This is a genomic window from Marinobacter sp. es.048, from assembly GCF_900188435.1.
GTDB lineage: Bacteria > Pseudomonadota > Gammaproteobacteria > Pseudomonadales > Oleiphilaceae > Marinobacter.
Genome location: NZ_FYFA01000002.1, coordinates 1,426,718 through 1,442,292, shown reverse-complemented (window position 1 = coordinate 1,442,292; position 15,575 = coordinate 1,426,718). Strand labels below are relative to the sequence as shown.

The following is a 15,575-nucleotide window of genomic DNA, read 5'->3' as shown; positions in this document are numbered from 1 at the left end:
CATGTACGAAGCCCATTTCGGACTGCAGGAAGCACCGTTCGCATTGACGCCCAACACCCGTTATTTTCTGCGGGCGCCCAGCCATGGCGATGCGCTGGAACTGCTGTTGGTGGCTCTGAAAGAGCGGGAGGGCTTCATCAAGATCTCAGGAGAAGTCGGCACCGGCAAGACTCTCCTGTGCCGGCTGTTGCTTAACGAACTCGAACAGATTGCCCATACCGCTTATATTCCCAACCCACAGCTTACCCCGGATACCCTTTACGAGGCGGTAGCCGAGGAACTGGGTGTGGATATGTCCGGATGCGCCAATGCCCACCAGGTTCTCAAAGCCATCAACGAAAAGTTAATTGCCCATGCCATGGATCAGAAACCGGTCGTTCTGGTGATTGACGAAGCCCAGGCAATGCCGGAGGAAACCATCGAGGCGTTGCGTCTGTTAACGAACCTTGAAACCGAGAGTGTCCGGCTGCTGCAGGTGGTTCTGTTTGGCCAGCCGGAACTTGATGTACTGCTTAAAAAGCAGAGCCTGCGCCAACTGAATCAGCGCATCACCTTCCACTACCGCCTGGCGCCACTGGACCGGAACTCGGTTGCCCAGTATCTGCGTCATCGTCTGGCCCAGGCAGGTTATAACGGCGCCGATCTTTTTGCGCCGGGCGCGCTTCGTTTGATTACCCGTGCCTCCGGTGGTATTCCAAGGCTGGTTAATATTCTTGCCCACAAGTCCATGTTGGCGGCCTGGGGGCGGGGCGACCGTCTGATTGAGCGGGGCCATGCCATGCAGGCCATTCGCGACACCGAAAGCGTGCGCTTGCCCGGCCTGATCGGGAGGTGGTTATGAGTCTCCTGAACGATGCCCTGCGCGCCGCAGAACAGCGTCAGAATCGGCCGGAAGTGGTCGCGGCCTATGCAGGGCAGTCGCAGTCGCGAGGCCACCCGCGTTCCGGGCTCTGGGCAGTGGTATTGCTGTTGGCTGCAGGCTTGGTAGGCGCGTCTGCGTTCTGGTTCATGACTGGCACCAGCAGTGAAGAGATACCAGCCGAGGTAAGCGCCTCACCAGTGCCTGAAACCGGTACAGAGCCGCCAATCGATAGGGTTCCCGGAACGGAGAATCGTGCGGTTGATTCGCAGCCTGCCGACCGTGGGCAAGATGCCATCGAGCCAGTTGTGTCCAGGGTCGAGAATGAACCCGTCAGCCAACAGCCACCGGCCTCTGAACCCCCGGTCGTGGTTCAGCCCGAACCGAAAGCCAAGGAAGTGGTCGAGACGCGTGAGCCGGAGCCAGAGCAAAAGCCCGAACCGGCAAGAGTCGAGGCCTCCGAGCCGGAACCCGCCGCCAGTAAACTGGTGGTGGCTGAGAACAATCCAGTCCAGGAACCCGAGGCGCCAACGCCACCGGTGAAGCAGATTCGAGAGACGCCGGAAGCCATTGACAGACGAGTCAGCCGGGAATTGTCGTCACTACTCCGAAGCGGTGAAACCCGAGAAGCTGAGAAGAGGTTGCAGGAACTGGCATCCACCCAGGCTGCGACGGCCAGCCGGGAAGTCTTCGCCCGTCAAATGCTGGTACAGGGAATGCCGGACCGGGCACTGGCATGGCTTCCGGAATCGGTCACCGACAGCAATTCCGGGCTGCGCCTGCTCCGAGCCAGGGCACTCCACGCCAGGGGCAGGCTGACGGACGCACTGGCTGCTCTCGAGAGCAATGTGCCCGATGTGAACCAGAACGCGGAGTATCGGGTAACCCTGGCGACTTTGTTGCAGCAGGCGGGCCGCAGTACCGAAGCCGCCCGACACTGGTCGGCCCTGATTGCCGAGGATGACAGCCGCGCGGCCTGGTGGGTGGGCCTTGCGATTGCCCTGGAGACGGGCGGCGAGATCAATAGTGCGGTTCGGGCCTACAGCCAGGCCGCCCAGTTACCCGGGCTTTCGCCTTCCCTGGCGGATTATGTTCGTGAACGACTGAAATCTTTGCAGGCGGGATGATGACGACAGAGCCAAAAAAGAAAGTCCGGTTAGGCGACCTGCTGGTTCAGAATGACGTTATCACTGAGCAGCAGCTGATGACGGCCTTGCGCGAGCAAAAGAGTACCGGTCGCAAGCTTGGCAAGACGCTGACGGATCTTGGCTATGTGGACGAAGACAGCCTGCTCAATATCCTGTCCCGTCAGCTCGATGTACCTTTTGTTCAGCTGCGTCACTACCAGTTCAACAATGAGCTGGTAAAGAAACTCCCGGAAGCCATGGCCCGTCGGTTCCGCAGTATCGTGCTGGCGGAGCATGGTGGCGAATTGCTCGTGGGCATGGCGGACCCTCTGGATATCTTTGCCTACGATGAGCTGGTCCGCATTCTGAAACAGCCCATCAAACAGGCCGTGGTGCGTGAAAGCGAGTTGCTGAGCACCCTGGATCTGGTGTACCGGCGTACCGATGAGATTGCGTCGCTGGCGGAGGAGCTGGAAGACGAACTGGGCGACGATGCCTTCGACCTGGCGGATCTCTCCGCCGAATCCGAAAGCGCTGAAGCGCCGGTGGTCAAACTGCTGCAAACGCTGTTCGAGGATGCTGTTCAGGCGCGCAGTTCGGACATCCACATCGAGCCGGACGAGACTGTGGTCCGCATCCGGCAGCGGGTGGATGGTGTGCTGCAGGAACAGGTGATGAAGGAAAAGCGGGTCAATGCCGCGCTGGTATTGCGCCTGAAGCTGATGGCTGGCCTGAACATCTCCGAGAAGCGGATGCCCCAGGACGGGCGTTTCAACGTCCGGGTTAAGGGCCGCAGTATCGACGTGCGGGTCTCCACCATGCCCGTTCAGTACGGCGAATCCGTAGTGATGCGTTTGCTGGACCAGAGCCAGGGCATGTTGAACCTCGACGGAACGGGAATGCCAGCTCAGTTGCTGGAGCGGTTCCGTCGGATGATCAAGCGGCCCCACGGCATGATCCTGGTGACCGGTCCCACCGGTAGCGGTAAAACCACCACGCTCTATGGCGCTTTGACCGAGCTCAACCGCCCGGAAGTGAAAATCATCACTGCCGAGGATCCGGTGGAATACCGTCTGCCCCGGATTACCCAGGTACAGGTGAACCCGAAGATCGGTCTGGAGTTCGCCAATGTACTTCGGGCCGCCCTGCGACAGGACCCGGACGTGATCCTGGTGGGCGAGATGCGGGATCGCGAGACCGTGGAGATCGGCCTGCGAGCGGCCATGACCGGCCACCTGGTACTCTCCACCCTGCACACCAACGACTCCATCAGCAGTGCCATGCGGCTGATTGATATGGGCGCAGAGCCTTTCCTTGTGGCCAGCTCCCTGCTCGGTGTTGTCGCCCAGCGCTTGGTGCGGCGGGTCTGTGACAACTGTGCCGAGGCCTACACGCCCACGGAACAGGAGCTGGTCTGGCTGCGCAGCTTTGATCTGGATCCCCTGGATATGGAAGCCGGATTCGTTCATGGCCGTGGTTGCTACCAGTGCAGCAACACCGGCTATAAGGGCCGGATCGGCGTTTACGAGATGCTGGAAATGAACGAGGCGATGCTGGATGCTCTTCGACGCCAGGATGTCTCGGAGTTCACCAAAGCGGCCCGTTTGAGCCCCCTGTATCGGCCGCTGGGGCAGTGCGCCATGGACTTTGCTCTGCAGGGCACGACGACACTGGAAGAGGTGGCGCGGGTGGCCGCCACATCCGAGGGCGAGTTCTCGCCCGAGGATGACATTCCCCTGCCGGATGAACCGATCGGGGGAGGCGCCTGATGCAGTTCAGCTACCGGGGCAAGGATGATCGTGGCGGTGTCCAGCAGGGTTTGCTGGGCGCTCCGAATGCCGATGCTGCTGCCACCGAACTGATGCGCCGGGGTATAACTCCGCTCGCCATCCGGGAGGTGCAGGAAACGGAATCGGTCATTGATCGATTGAATCGTCTGCCGATCTTCCGGAAGAAGGTCACCCTCGATGAGCTGATTGTGTTCTGCCGCCAGATGCATGCGCTGAACAAGGCTGGCATCCCCCTGATCCGAACCATGCGTGGCCTGGCAGAGACCACGCGCTCGCCGGTGTTGGCGGAAGTGCTTGAGGATGTGACCACACGTCTTGAAGGCGGCACAACCATGGCGACGGCCATGCAGGCGCATCCCAAGGTCTTCTCGGAGCTGTTCATCGCCATGATCCACGTAGGCGAGAACACCGGGATGCTGGACGACGCTTTCCGGCGCCTGTCAGAGATTCTTGAGCTGGAGCGGGATACAAAACGACGCCTGAAGCAGGCTATGCGTTATCCGATGTTTGTCATCATTGCCCTGTTATCGGCTCTAATGATCGTGAACTTTCTGGTTATCCCGAAATTCGCGTCGGTATTCAACAAGCTGGGGGCGGACTTGCCGTTCCTGACCCAGGTATTGGTTGGAACCTCCAATTTTCTCCTGGCCTATTGGTACGTGATGCTGTTTGCGGTTGCTGCTGGCGGACTGTTGCTGCGGCAGTGGAAACAAACGGAACAGGGGCGGCTGACCTGGGATCGTTACAAACTCAAGCTGCCGATTATCGGACCGCTGCTGGAACTGATCACGCTCAGCCGGTTTTCGAGGAACTTTGCCACCATGCTATCCGCAGGTATGCCCGTGACAACCGCGTTAACCGTGGTGGCGGACACAACCGATAACGCCTGGATTTCGAACCACATCAAGGATATGCGGGCCGGCATCGAGCGAGGCGAGAGCCTGCTCAGAACAGCAAGGCACAGCGAAATGTTCACGCCGCTGATTCTTCAGATGATTGCCGTGGGTGAGGAAACCGGTTCTGTGGACGACATGCTGAACAACGTGGCGGATTTTTACGATGAGGATGTCGACTACGGCCTCAAGCGGCTGGCGGAGTCGATTGAACCGATATTGATTGTAGCCATGGGCATTCTGGTTCTGATTCTGGCACTGGGTGTGTTTCTCCCGATCTGGGACCTGGGGGCCGCCGCCATGGGGCGGGGCTGAGTGCCAGCGGCAAAACAGGCGGACGCCAGCGGGTACGCGCTTTCCCGCAAGTTTCGTCTGGCAGTTGTGGTCATCGTGCTGGGCGTTCTGTGGTGGTTTCTGCTCGGTGTGCTGGAACGGGAAGCACGAAACGCCGAGGAACGGGCCGCCAATATGGTGATCAGCCAGCTCAGATCGGCGCTGGTCATCAAGGGTGCAGAAGTGATGCTGAGCCGCGGCGGGCGTCTTGCTGAGCACCGGGGCATCAACCCGTTTGAGCTGGTGGAACACCAGTGGGGCAATTACGCAGGGCGATGCCAGGACGAAGACCTGGCGCCTGCCACCTGGTGCTTCCGGGTTAGCGAACAAAAAGAAACAGAAAACAGGCCAAAAGGCTGGTTTATTTATAAACCAGGGCAGCCGATAACCATAGACAGTCGGCAAGCCAATGAAGAACAGCCTCTGGCCTGGGCAGTGACCACGGAATTTGCAGATCGCAACGGAAATGGCACGCGGGAGCAGGAAGAACGGCTGACGGGGTTAAAACTGGCCCCGGTGTCGTTGACAGAAGAATCAGCGCAAACGCAGGATGCGCAACGCTGACCAGACGCACAGACACAATCTGAAAGAGGTCGACGAATGATGCAGTACGACAGCAGGCAAAAACAGAAAGGTTTTACTCTTATTGAGCTGGTGGTGGTGATTGCCATTTTAGGTATTCTGGCAGCGTTTGCGTTGCCGCGGTTTGCACAGCTGTCAGAACAAGCGCACCAGTCCAGTATCAGGGCAACATCAGGAGCCTTGAGCGCGGGCGTGGCGTTGGTTAAAGCTCAATGGGTCACAAATGGCACGACAGGTGCTGTTGCAGCAGTTGACGGTTTTGGAAACGATAATGTCGCCGTCAACGCTGAGGGTTGGGCAACTTCAACCAATGGCAACACTGGCGCTCCGAACGCTAATCGCTGTCTTCAGATTTGGGAGGGGCTGCTCCAGTCCAATGCTCCGGAAGCCGCACTCGCGGCGGCAAATGACACCGAATACCTTGTTGGGCTGTCTGGCAATGACTGTGAATACGAATATTTGCTTGATGAGCAGGGCAGCACGATTATCTACGACACCGACACTGGTGAAATCACCACAACCATTAACTGATAGACCTCAAAGCCAACTGGCGAAAAAACGGAGTAATACTATGAGAGCGATGACAGCCATTGCGGCAAGAAAAGAAAAAGGTTTCACCCTGATCGAACTGGTTATGGTGATTGTAATTCTGGGCATTCTGGCGGCGTTTGCTTTGCCGCGGTTTGCGGATTTGGGCGGCGAGGCTCGCCTTTCCAGTATTCAGGGTGCTCTTGGCTCAGTTCGGTCGGCCAACGCGATTGCTCACTCTCAGGCGCTCGCCAGCGATGTGGTTAATGGAGATATCACTCTTGAGGGCGAAACAATCACCATGATCAATGGCTATCCAAACGCCAGTGGCATTGTTTCTGCTGCTCAGCTCAGTGATGAATTTGAGGTTACACCTGATCCGATTGTCGACGATGCGGCAGTAACTGTAACTTTGGGCACCTGCTCGTTCAGTTACACACCAGCCGCAGCAAACGATGCGCCGACCATTACCCCGGTTGGTGGGCAGGTTGATGGTAGTTGTTAATTACCGTTGCTCCTCTTATGTGGCGGGTTAGTTCCCTGAACTGAACTGGAGTTAGCATCGGAGAAAACTCGCCCCTCATACGGCTGGTATGCATGACCGTGAAGCACATTCCAGTATCATCTGGATTCACCCTGATCGAGTTGGTCATAGTCATCATCCTGATCGGAGTCCTCTCCGCTCTGGGCATTGGCCTGTTCGCCAGCCGCTCTGCCTTCTCCCCGCTGCTGGCAACCCAGCAACTTGCCTCCGCCACGCTGCTTGCTCAACAGGCAGCGCTGGCGGGAAATGAGGCAAATTCACTCTCGGTAACCCAGGGCGTCGATGATTTTGTGTTCACCGTGGGCCCGGGTACTCCTTTAGAGCGCGAGTTCCGAATGAGCCGAAATGGCACCACGCTTTCGGTTTCTGGTGCATCCTTTCCTATAAGTTTTAGTGATCTGGGACGTCCTGATACCTCAGGCGATGTCCTTTTTACCTTTTCTGGCGACAGTACGTTCACCGTATGTCTCAGTTCTCTCGGCGCGGTTTATGGAGGTAGCTGTTGAGGCGGCGGGGTTTCTGTGGCCAGCATGGAGCAACGCTTGTTGAGCTGGTGATGACGATTGTCATTATCAGTGTTGCCATTGCTGGCGTTGTCGGCGCGTTTTCCCTGATTGCCGGCCGAGGTGCCGATCCGCTTAACCAGACCCGGGCTGTGGCCCTGGCCCAGCTTTATATGGACGAGATCCTGGCCCAGCGTTTTGCGGAGGCCTCTCCTAATGGCGGCGGGGCCGTTAGCTCGGCAGGAGCAGACTGCGGCTCAGCGGGCCCGGAAGGCGCAGAATCCCGGGCAACCTTCGATGATGTGGATGATTACGATAATCTGCAGGATAGCCCTCCTGAGAACGGTGAGGCGCAGCAACTGACTGCCTATAGTGGATTCGAGGTCGCCATTACGGTGAGCTGCGCTGGCGGTGATGTGGGCCTGGGCGGTTCGGAGGCCAAAAGAATAGATATCATCATCACAGATCCATCCCGCCAGGACTATGTGTTCAGCGCTTATCGGGGTAACTTCTGATGAGTCGCTCAGCCGGTTTCACACTGATTGAGCTGGTCATGGTGATTGTGCTTCTGGCCATTGTCGCAACCATCTCCGTACAGTTCGTAGCGCTTTCAACCCAGGGCGCGCTGGATGTCGCTAGTCGTCAGCAGAGGGCACTGCAAAGTGTGGTGATCAGCGAGCAGATTACCAGGGAGGTACGTGAGGCCTTCCCATTGTCCGTCCGTTCCAATGGTCCTTGCCTTGAATGGTTGCCGATCGTTGCAGCAACCCGCTACGAACAACTGACGACTGGTACGGATTTCGATGAGGTAACGATTTCACCCTTTGGAAGGGCCATTGATGGCGGCTTGAGCGCGATTGTGTACGGTTATGGCTCGGGCCAGTCTGCGCTTTACGATAATATGAATCCCGGGCCCGTCTCACCACCTATCGAACCGGTTTCAGCAGGTGCTACTGCCCTCAGTTTCTCGGGCGCAGCGAGCCACAGATTCAGAGAGCGTTCGCCAGAGAAGCGCATCTTCCTGGTTGGTGATCGCGTCAGCATCTGCCAGAACACTGATCGCCTTTACCGATTCGGTGGTTATTCCCATGGCAGCGGTCAGCCAGATCGAGCAACCCTGATGGCATCAGGAACCGGTGCCGTGCTTGGTGCCAACGTCGAGCCGGGCTCGGTAGAGTTCAGGGTTACGCCGCCGTCTTTACAGCGGGCCGCGGTGGTCAGTTTCACCTTTGAGCTGGTGGACCCGAAAAGTGGCGAATCCACGCTTGTCAGTCAGGAGGTGCAGGTTCGAAATGTCCCCTAACGACTGTCTCAGAAACCAAAAGGGCGCTGGTCTGCCGGTCGCGCTTTTCGTCATCACCGTATTGGCATTGCTGGTCTTCGGCATGGCTCAGTTGCAGCAGAGCAGTGGTGAGGCGGTGAGTTTGCAGATCCAGTCACAGAGGGCGTTCTTCGCAGCCGAGAGTGGTGCGCAGGTGCGGATACCCTCGATCTTCGAGGCAATCGATGATGGAAACACGTCCTTCTGCCCATCTTCTGTGACAACATTCAACGGTTCAGGCCTGGCTGATTGCTCGGCAACCTTTGATTGTGCATTCGACAGTGCGAGTGGAGTATTTACCCTGGCCAGCAATGGGTCCTGCGGGAACGGAAAGGATGCTGCAACCAGAACTGTGGAGGTGCGATTGCAGTGATGACGCCTTTACGAATTATCGTGCTCCTTGCACTGACACTCTTTTGCTTACCGTCACTCGCTTTTGCGGCTCAGTGTAGTGAGATCTTTCCCCAGGGGCTCACGGATAATATTAACCCGAATCTTGGCGCTGATGGTCTGGACCTCTCTGGACGGACTTTGGGTGCAGAAGCATGGCCTGCAAACGGAGAACGATTGGATTCGGGTGAGTACGTGTTTGAGGGAACTACGCTCACAAACTATTCCCTTGAGCTGGCCCCCGGTGCAGAGGTGACGATCTTTGTCGACGGTAGCCTGACTTTTGGCGAGGGCGTCAAGATCAATCAGGCGGGCGAGTCCAGTCAGCTTCTTATAATTGTTAGCGGATCCTTTTCGGCACCAACAAATTCAAACGCTGCTGATAAGAGAATAGCGGTAAACGGCTTCATCTATGCGGCTGGATCAATCAGCGTAGCCAATAATAATCTCTTCTCCGGTTCCCTGGCTGCTGGCGGAGCCATCAGTATTGGCAATAACCCGATAGATGCACCGACCCAATGGCTGGACGAAGAACGTCTTTTGGGGTTATGTGAGATTCCACTCGCCGGAGCCCTCGCCGTCTTCGACAATTTCGAGTCCTACCAGCCAGGCGCTTCGGTTGCCGGCAATAACGGTGGCTCCAACTGGGGCGGCCCCTGGCAGGGTTTCGCCGGTCAGTCCATCATCGATACCAGTGCCAATCCTCTTGAGTTCGTGGATTCGGAAGGGCGGAGAATCCGTTCAGCCACCACTCTTGAAATCGTCGGTAACAACGACGAAATTGCCTCTCGGCCTCTGAATGAAACCTTCAGCGGTGACACTCTGTTTTTGAGTATGCTGGTTCGTTTCACCGGGAATCCGACCAACAATGATTTTGTTGGATTCTGGATAGAACGACCGTCGTTCGGGGCATCGCCACAGTTCGGACTGAAAGTGAACGAGGGTGGCTCCGGTACCGACGATTTTTTTGTGCGCCTGGATCAGAATGCTGATTACTCGACCGATATTGTGCCCGGGGAGACCTACCTCCTTGTCGCTCAGTATTCAAAGGGCACCGATGACTTTTTCAGTAATGCGAAGCTCTGGGTCAATCCGGAATGTGACGCTAATCCGCCATCCAATCCTTCAGCCGAGCGAAACCTTTCTCCTAACAATCGGGTCCGTGATGTTTCTACTGTCGGCTTTCGCTCGGAGAATTTGTCTGGAAGCGATGCCTTTGAAATTGGTCAGGTGGCCGTGGGGGCGCGTTGGCAGGATGTTGTGCGCTGCTCGCCCGGGCCTCTGCTGGAGTATCGGATGGAGCAGACTTTCCTGAACGGCACAGCCGGTGAGATTCTTGATACCAGCGGGAACAATCGCCACGGCACATCGATTGGCGGTTTGGCAACGTCTATAGAAAGCCCCGCAATTCTTGGCAATCCTGGTACCTGCCGCTACGGCGACTTTGACGGCTCGAACGATCGAATCATTGATTCTGATGCTGGCGATTATCTAAATGGTCTTGAAGCCATCACCGTCATGGCGTGGGTATATAACACAGCCTCCTTGTCAGGGAACGACCGGGGAATTTTCTTTACGGATGACCCCAGCGGAGGCAGAGATAACCGCCTTGGACTTCGCTATGACACCCAGGGTTTTTTTGGCAACGGCAGTAACGTCATCAAGGCCAGTGTGTTCACAGACGAATGTAACCTGAACCAGGAATGTCTGCAGGTCGAGACGGTTTCAGGTCAGATGGTCCAGAACCAGTGGCAGCACATAGCGATGACCTGGACCACCGATGGTGAGATAAAGGTTTTCGTCAATGGAGCGCAAACAGGTACATCCGGTACGCAAGGGACCGGGGGAACAGGAGCCCTCGCCGGTATGGAACGGCTTGAGGTCGGGTTCGGCGCCAAGGGACAGCGCTGGCAAGGGGGCATTGATGAGTTCCGTATTTTCGGGGTTGCTCTAACCGAAGCGGAAATTATGACTGAAATGAATCGGGCGTTTCCCTGTTCCGGCTTCGGCCCCAATCATATTCGCCTGACCCATCCCGGGCAGGGGCTAACTTGCTCTCCGGCGGAAGTAACTGTCGAGGCCTGTGCTAACGAGGATTGTTCAACGCTGTTCGGTGATCCCGTGGAGGTAACGTTTAGTTCGCCTGCCAATAGCTGGGTGCCGAACCCGGTGACGGTCACCGGCCAGACTGATGTTCAGTTGAACGTCACTCAACCAGACACGGTCACCCTGGCAGCAAGCGCCTCCCCAGCTGCCCAGAACCCCACGCGTTGTTTCAGCGGTGGTTTGGAGACCTGTGAGCTCACGTTCCTTGATTCCGGCTTCGTGGTTGATGTGCCGGATCATGTTTCCGGATCGCTGGTCAGTGCCAGCATTGCGGCCGTTCGAAAGGATGAGGAAACAGAGCGCTGTGTGCCCGGTTTCTCCGATGAGACCAAAGAGGTTTCACTGTGGTCTCAATACAGCAACCCTTCAAGCGGAACCTTGTCTGTTTCAGTCGATGGCACCGCAATTTCGACATCCGCGCAGGGAAATATACGAAGTCTTGAATTCGATAGTGGCGGTGTTGCGGACTTTGAGCTCCGATATCCCGATGCCGGTCGGATTTCGCTGAATGCCCGTCACGATGGCATTGGTGAGAGCGAGGGGCTCATAATGACCGGTTCCGGGAACTTTGTTGCCAGGCCGGCCTATTTCAGCCTCGATATTCCGGGGAATCCGGCGGCTACTGGTGTGGCAGATGGCAACGTGTTCCGCAGCGCGGGTGAGGCATTTTCGGTAACGGTTTCGGCGCGGAATGTTGACGATGAGATTACGCCGAATTTTGGCAGAGAGTCCGCGCCGGAAAGTGTCGCGCTAACACCTTCACTGGTGGCTCCTGTTGGTGGATTCTTGCCACCCCTTGGCGGAGCGTTTGGAATTTTTGGAGAGGACTGCAATGGCGAAGCCGCTCAGGGGGGGTCGGCCTGCGGCGAATTCAACTGGCCAGAAGTTGGCATTATCAGCCTGGAGCCATCTCTTGTCAGTGGAGCCTATCTGGCCAGTGAGAATGTTTCCGGAAATGCAGTTGCCAACGTAGGTCGGTTTGCCCCGGCAGACTTTGACATCCAGATCGTCGATGTCGGCGGTGTGGAACCGTACTGCTCAGCCGCAAACAGTTTTGCCTACATCGGCCAGGATCTTGGTTGGTCACCTGGCTCGGAACCTCTTCTAGAGGTCCGGGCTCTTGCGGTGGGTGGAACCGTAACCCGAAACTATACATCGGGTAGTTTCCTGCGGTTGGACAGTACCGGGATTGACCGGCTGCCAGCCGTTGCAGACGAGGTAGCCTCAGGTACTGAGGGAGCGCTGCTTCCGGTGAGTGCAACGCTTGATCCGATGGCTCGCTCGGTATTTTCGCCGGGAGTGATGCGATTTACCTTCAGTGGAGCGGATGCATTCCGTTATCTGAAAGAACCCACATCTCGGATCGCTCCGTTTGTTCCCGATTATCGGATTGCGCTTAATGACGTGACAGATCTGGACGGCATCAGCTCTACTCAGCCCGCCCTGTCTTTGCGGCCGAACTTTGGCTTTGATCTGCGCTATGGGCGGATCGCTCTTGAAAACGCGTTCGGCCCGGAAACGCTGCCGTTGATCGTTCCGATCTTTGCCCAGTATTTTGACGGCAACAGGTTTGTGACCAATGCGGATGAGAGCTGCTGGGTGTTCAATCTGCCGGGTGATACAGATCTGGATTTTTCCGGCTCGGCACTCAGTGATGGGGATACCAGTGTTTCAACGGTGGTTGATGGGCAAATGCTGGAAGGCTCGGTTTTGCCCGGCGACAGGTTGATACTTTCAGCGCCCGGTGAGGGCAAATCAGAGGCGCCGGGGAACCGAGGTATCGTTGTGGAAATGGACACCCCTGACTGGTTAAGGGACTTTTGGGATGATGTTCTGCCGAACGACCTGGTTAATCCGTCGGCGTTGGCGACTTTCGGCGTCTACCGCGGAAATGACCGGATCATCTATTGGCAGGAAGTCCTGGAATGACGAGACAAAAAAAGGGGCAGATGAAAGTTTAATCTGACCCCAATACATCAACGAACCCCGGCGGTTCGCCAATCGTCAATCGTCTTCGTGTTCCGGATGATCCATTCCCAGTTCGTTGATCTTCCGGGTCAGCGTGTTCCGGCCCCAACCCAGCAGTATTGACGCATCACGGCGTCTGCCACCGGTGTGCTTCAGGGCTGTTTCAATCATGATTTTCTCGAACTCTGGTACAGCCGTATCGAGAATGCCTTTCTTGCCCCGCTTGAGTTCCTGTTCGGCCCAGTTTTTCAGGCCTTCCTGCCAGGTTGTTCCCGTGGTGGGTGTCTCTGCCTGGTGCAGCAACTCGGGGGGCAGGTCGTCAATGTGGATCTCGCGACCGCTGGCCATCACGGTCAGCCATCGGCAGGTGTTCTCCAGCTGGCGGACGTTGCCGGGCCAGGGCAGGGTGGTGAGGTATTCTTCGGCCTCTTCGCGCAGGATCTTGGGTTCAACCGCCAGTTCCTTCGCAGCGCGCTTCAGGAAGTGCTGCATCAGTCTCGGGATGTCTTCCCGGCGCTCGGCCAGTTTGGGTAGATGCACCCGAATAACGTTGAGGCGGTGGAAAAGATCTTCCCGGAAGGTGCCGGCCTGTACCAGCTTTTCCAGATCTTGGTGAGTGGCGGCGATGATGCGCACGTCTACCTTGATGGGCGTTGTGCCACCCACGCGGTAGAATTCGCCATCAGCCAGAACCCGCAACAGTCGGGTCTGGGTATCGGCGGGCATGTCGCCGATTTCATCCAGAAACAGGGTGCCGCCGTTGGCCTGCTCGAACCGGCCCTGGCGGGCGGCGCCGGCACCGGTAAAGGCGCCTTTTTCGTGGCCAAACAGTTCGGATTCAATCAGGTCTTTCGGAATGGCGGCCATGTTCAGGGCAATGAACGGGTGGTTGGCCCTGGGGCTGTGGTTGTGCAGTGCCTGGGCTACCAGTTCCTTGCCTGTGCCGCTTTCGCCGTTAATCAGAACGGTAATGTTGGAGTGGGAAAGCCGGCCAATGGCTCGGAAAACTTCCTGCATGGCCGGTGCTTCACCGATGATTTCGGCGTTGCGTTGGGCCATTTCGGCTTGGGGCTCACCACTGGCCCGTTTCTCGTGGCTATGGGCCACAGCGCGTTTGACCAGCGCCACAGCATCATCCACATCGAACGGTTTCGGGAGGTATTCGAACGCACCGGTCTGGTAACTGGTCACAGCGCTTTCCAGATCCGAGTGCGCGGTCATGATGATGACGGGCACGTCCGGGTGAACGTCCACGATCTGGGAAAGCAGGGTGATGCCGTCGATGCCCGGCATCCGGATATCGCTCACGATAGCATCCGGCTGTTCGTGTTCCAGCCGCATCATGATGCTCTCACCACTTTCAAAAACTCGGGGCTGCATACCGGCCTGGTTAAGGGCGCGCTCCAGCACCCAGCGAATACTGCGGTCGTCGTCTATGATCCAGACGTTCGCCGGTTGGCTCATGGGGTGTCCTCCAGAGGCAGGAAGATGATGAAGTCGGTTCGGCCTGGCTCGCTTTCGCATTCAACCAGTCCGCGGTGTTGGCCGATGATGCTCTGGGTAATGGAAAGGCCCAGACCGGTGCCACTGGCACGGCCACTGATCATCGGATAAAAAATGTTCTGCACCAGCTCCGGCGGAATGCCGGGGCCATTGTCGATAACGTCGACCCGGCACACCAGCTTGTGGCGTCGGTTGCCAATGGTGAACTGACGCAGGGTGCGGGTGCGGAAGGTAATGGTCGGAGGCTCCTCGGAACTGTGACCGCCCTGGTTTTCGAAGGCCGCCTCCATAGCGTTCCGGGCAATATTCAGGAACGCCTGTATCAGTTGCTCTTTGTCACCCTTGAACTCTGGAATACTGGGGTCGTAATCCCGTTCAAAATTCAGGCGTCCTTTGCTTTCCGCCTCAAGCAGGGTGCCCACTCGCTCCAGAATTTCATGGATGTTGGTCGGGGCCAGCTTCAGCGCCTTGTTCGGACCCAGCATCCGGTCAACAAGGCTTCGGAGGCGGTCTGCCTCGTCAATGATGACCCGAGTGTATTCCCGCTGGTCTTCGCTATTGAGTTCCCGGTCGAGAAGCTGCGCCGCGCCCCGGATGCCCCCAAGCGGATTCTTTATCTCATGAGCCATGCCCCGAACCAGAATGCGGGTGGTCTCCTGCTGGGAGATGATGTCTTCCTCTCGGCTGATCCGCATCAGCCTGTCTCTGGGCTGGATTTCGATCAGTAGTTCCGTCGGTTCCAGACTGATGGGTGTTACGGAATAATCAACCGTAAGTCGGGAGCCACTGGTCAGCAGAAACTCGGCCTCCCTGCGAGTGTAGGATTGACCGTTCCTGACAGCGGCATAGAGGGTTTTCAGGGCGTCTTCGGATTCGACCAGAATGTCCCGGAAAGGTTGGCCCTGACTCCGGGTAATGCTGGTTTCAAACAGGCTTTCGGCGGCCGGGTTGAGATACCGGATAGTCAGGCTATCTTCGAGTACCAGGACAGCCGTAGTCAGGCTGTCGAGAATGCTCTTGTATTCGTTTTGCTGGGCCGGAGGCATTGCCATGCGTGAATCCCGTTGGTTCGACATCGTTTGACCTCCGGAGTTTTGCAAAAAACGAACCACTTTGAGCCAGTTTGGT

General features: G+C 57.2%; 14 protein-coding genes. 12 read left to right on the top strand and 2 right to left on the bottom strand.

Annotated elements, in window-relative coordinates; translation table 11 throughout:
• Position 1 precedes the first annotated feature (1 nt).
• From CFT65_RS17655 to CFT65_RS17600, 12 genes are all read left to right on the top strand, one after another.
• A complete protein-coding gene (locus tag CFT65_RS17655; RefSeq protein WP_088829368.1) occupies positions 2 to 841 on the top strand; it encodes an ExeA family protein in 840 nt (279 codons plus the stop codon).
• Positions 838 to 1,986, top strand: coding sequence for a tetratricopeptide repeat protein (locus tag CFT65_RS17650; RefSeq protein ID WP_088829367.1), 1,149 nt, complete (start codon positions 838 to 840; stop codon positions 1,984 to 1,986). Before CFT65_RS17655 ends, CFT65_RS17650 begins: the two co-directional genes overlap by 4 nt.
• On the top strand, positions 1,986 to 3,755 hold the full coding sequence (locus CFT65_RS17645) for a GspE/PulE family protein (protein WP_088829366.1): 1,770 nt from the start codon (positions 1,986 to 1,988) through the stop codon (positions 3,753 to 3,755). Before CFT65_RS17650 ends, CFT65_RS17645 begins: the two co-directional genes overlap by 1 nt.
• Positions 3,755 to 4,984 (top strand): type II secretion system F family protein, encoded by a 1,230-nt coding sequence (locus CFT65_RS17640; RefSeq protein ID WP_088829365.1) that lies wholly within the window; start codon positions 3,755 to 3,757, stop codon positions 4,982 to 4,984. Before CFT65_RS17645 ends, CFT65_RS17640 begins: the two co-directional genes overlap by 1 nt.
• Positions 4,985 to 5,566 carry a hypothetical protein gene (locus CFT65_RS17635; RefSeq protein ID WP_088829364.1) on the top strand — a complete coding sequence of 194 codons (582 nt, stop codon included), beginning with the start codon at positions 4,985 to 4,987 and terminating at the stop codon, positions 5,564 to 5,566.
• 36 nt (positions 5,567 to 5,602) lie between these two features.
• A complete protein-coding gene (locus CFT65_RS17630; protein ID WP_088829363.1) occupies positions 5,603 to 6,115 on the top strand; it encodes a type II secretion system protein in 513 nt (170 codons plus the stop codon).
• A 49-nt stretch (positions 6,116 to 6,164) separates the two neighbouring features.
• Positions 6,165 to 6,617 (top strand): type II secretion system protein, encoded by a 453-nt coding sequence (locus tag CFT65_RS17625; protein WP_088829609.1) that lies wholly within the window; start codon positions 6,165 to 6,167, stop codon positions 6,615 to 6,617.
• A gap of 92 nt (positions 6,618 to 6,709) precedes the next feature.
• Positions 6,710 to 7,162 (top strand): prepilin-type N-terminal cleavage/methylation domain-containing protein, encoded by a 453-nt coding sequence (locus tag CFT65_RS17620; RefSeq protein WP_088829362.1) that lies wholly within the window; start codon positions 6,710 to 6,712, stop codon positions 7,160 to 7,162.
• Positions 7,159 to 7,674, top strand: a complete 516-nt coding sequence (locus CFT65_RS17615; RefSeq protein WP_228705883.1) for a type IV pilus modification PilV family protein — start codon at positions 7,159 to 7,161, stop codon at positions 7,672 to 7,674. Before CFT65_RS17620 ends, CFT65_RS17615 begins: the two co-directional genes overlap by 4 nt.
• Positions 7,674 to 8,462 (top strand): PulJ/GspJ family protein, encoded by a 789-nt coding sequence (locus CFT65_RS17610; protein WP_088829361.1) that lies wholly within the window; start codon positions 7,674 to 7,676, stop codon positions 8,460 to 8,462. The genes CFT65_RS17615 and CFT65_RS17610 overlap by 1 nt, the downstream gene beginning before the upstream one ends.
• A complete protein-coding gene (locus CFT65_RS17605) occupies positions 8,452 to 8,853 on the top strand; it encodes a hypothetical protein (protein ID WP_088829360.1) in 402 nt (133 codons plus the stop codon). Before CFT65_RS17610 ends, CFT65_RS17605 begins: the two co-directional genes overlap by 11 nt.
• 194 nt (positions 8,854 to 9,047) lie before the next feature.
• Positions 9,048 to 12,905 carry a LamG domain-containing protein gene (locus CFT65_RS17600; protein ID WP_172408508.1) on the top strand — a complete coding sequence of 1,286 codons (3,858 nt, stop codon included), beginning with the start codon at positions 9,048 to 9,050 and terminating at the stop codon, positions 12,903 to 12,905.
• A 75-nt stretch (positions 12,906 to 12,980) separates the two neighbouring features.
• Here the strand turns inward: CFT65_RS17600 and ntrC are convergent, their stop codons facing one another.
• On the bottom strand, positions 12,981 to 14,408 hold the full coding sequence (ntrC, locus tag CFT65_RS17595) for a nitrogen regulation protein NR(I) (RefSeq protein WP_088829358.1): 1,428 nt from the start codon (positions 14,406 to 14,408) through the stop codon (positions 12,981 to 12,983).
• On the bottom strand, positions 14,405 to 15,499 hold the full coding sequence (gene glnL / locus CFT65_RS17590) for a nitrogen regulation protein NR(II) (protein WP_088829607.1): 1,095 nt from the start codon (positions 15,497 to 15,499) through the stop codon (positions 14,405 to 14,407). Before glnL ends, ntrC begins: the two co-directional genes overlap by 4 nt.
• Between the last annotated feature and the right edge of the window lie 76 nt (positions 15,500 to 15,575).

Excerpts from the sequence above, each read along its gene's own strand:
- CFT65_RS17605 (WP_088829360.1), top strand. The coding sequence starts at position 8,452 with ATGTCCCCTAACGACTGTCTCAGAAACCAAAAGGGCGCTGGTCTGCCG.
- CFT65_RS17630 (WP_088829363.1), top strand. The coding sequence starts at position 5,603 with ATGATGCAGTACGACAGCAGGCAAAAACAGAAAGGTTTTACTCTTATT.
- CFT65_RS17655 (WP_088829368.1), top strand. The coding sequence starts at position 2 with ATGTACGAAGCCCATTTCGGACTGCAGGAAGCACCGTTCGCATTGACG.
- CFT65_RS17640 (WP_088829365.1), top strand. The coding sequence starts at position 3,755 with ATGCAGTTCAGCTACCGGGGCAAGGATGATCGTGGCGGTGTCCAGCAG.
- CFT65_RS17625 (WP_088829609.1), top strand. The coding sequence starts at position 6,165 with ATGACAGCCATTGCGGCAAGAAAAGAAAAAGGTTTCACCCTGATCGAA.
- CFT65_RS17620 (WP_088829362.1), top strand. The coding sequence starts at position 6,710 with ATGACCGTGAAGCACATTCCAGTATCATCTGGATTCACCCTGATCGAG.
- CFT65_RS17650 (WP_088829367.1), top strand. The coding sequence starts at position 838 with ATGAGTCTCCTGAACGATGCCCTGCGCGCCGCAGAACAGCGTCAGAAT.
- glnL (WP_088829607.1), bottom strand. The coding sequence starts at position 15,499 with ATGGCAATGCCTCCGGCCCAGCAAAACGAATACAAGAGCATTCTCGAC.
- ntrC (WP_088829358.1), bottom strand. The coding sequence starts at position 14,408 with ATGAGCCAACCGGCGAACGTCTGGATCATAGACGACGACCGCAGTATT.
- CFT65_RS17645 (WP_088829366.1), top strand. The coding sequence starts at position 1,986 with ATGACGACAGAGCCAAAAAAGAAAGTCCGGTTAGGCGACCTGCTGGTT.
- CFT65_RS17610 (WP_088829361.1), top strand. The coding sequence starts at position 7,674 with ATGAGTCGCTCAGCCGGTTTCACACTGATTGAGCTGGTCATGGTGATT.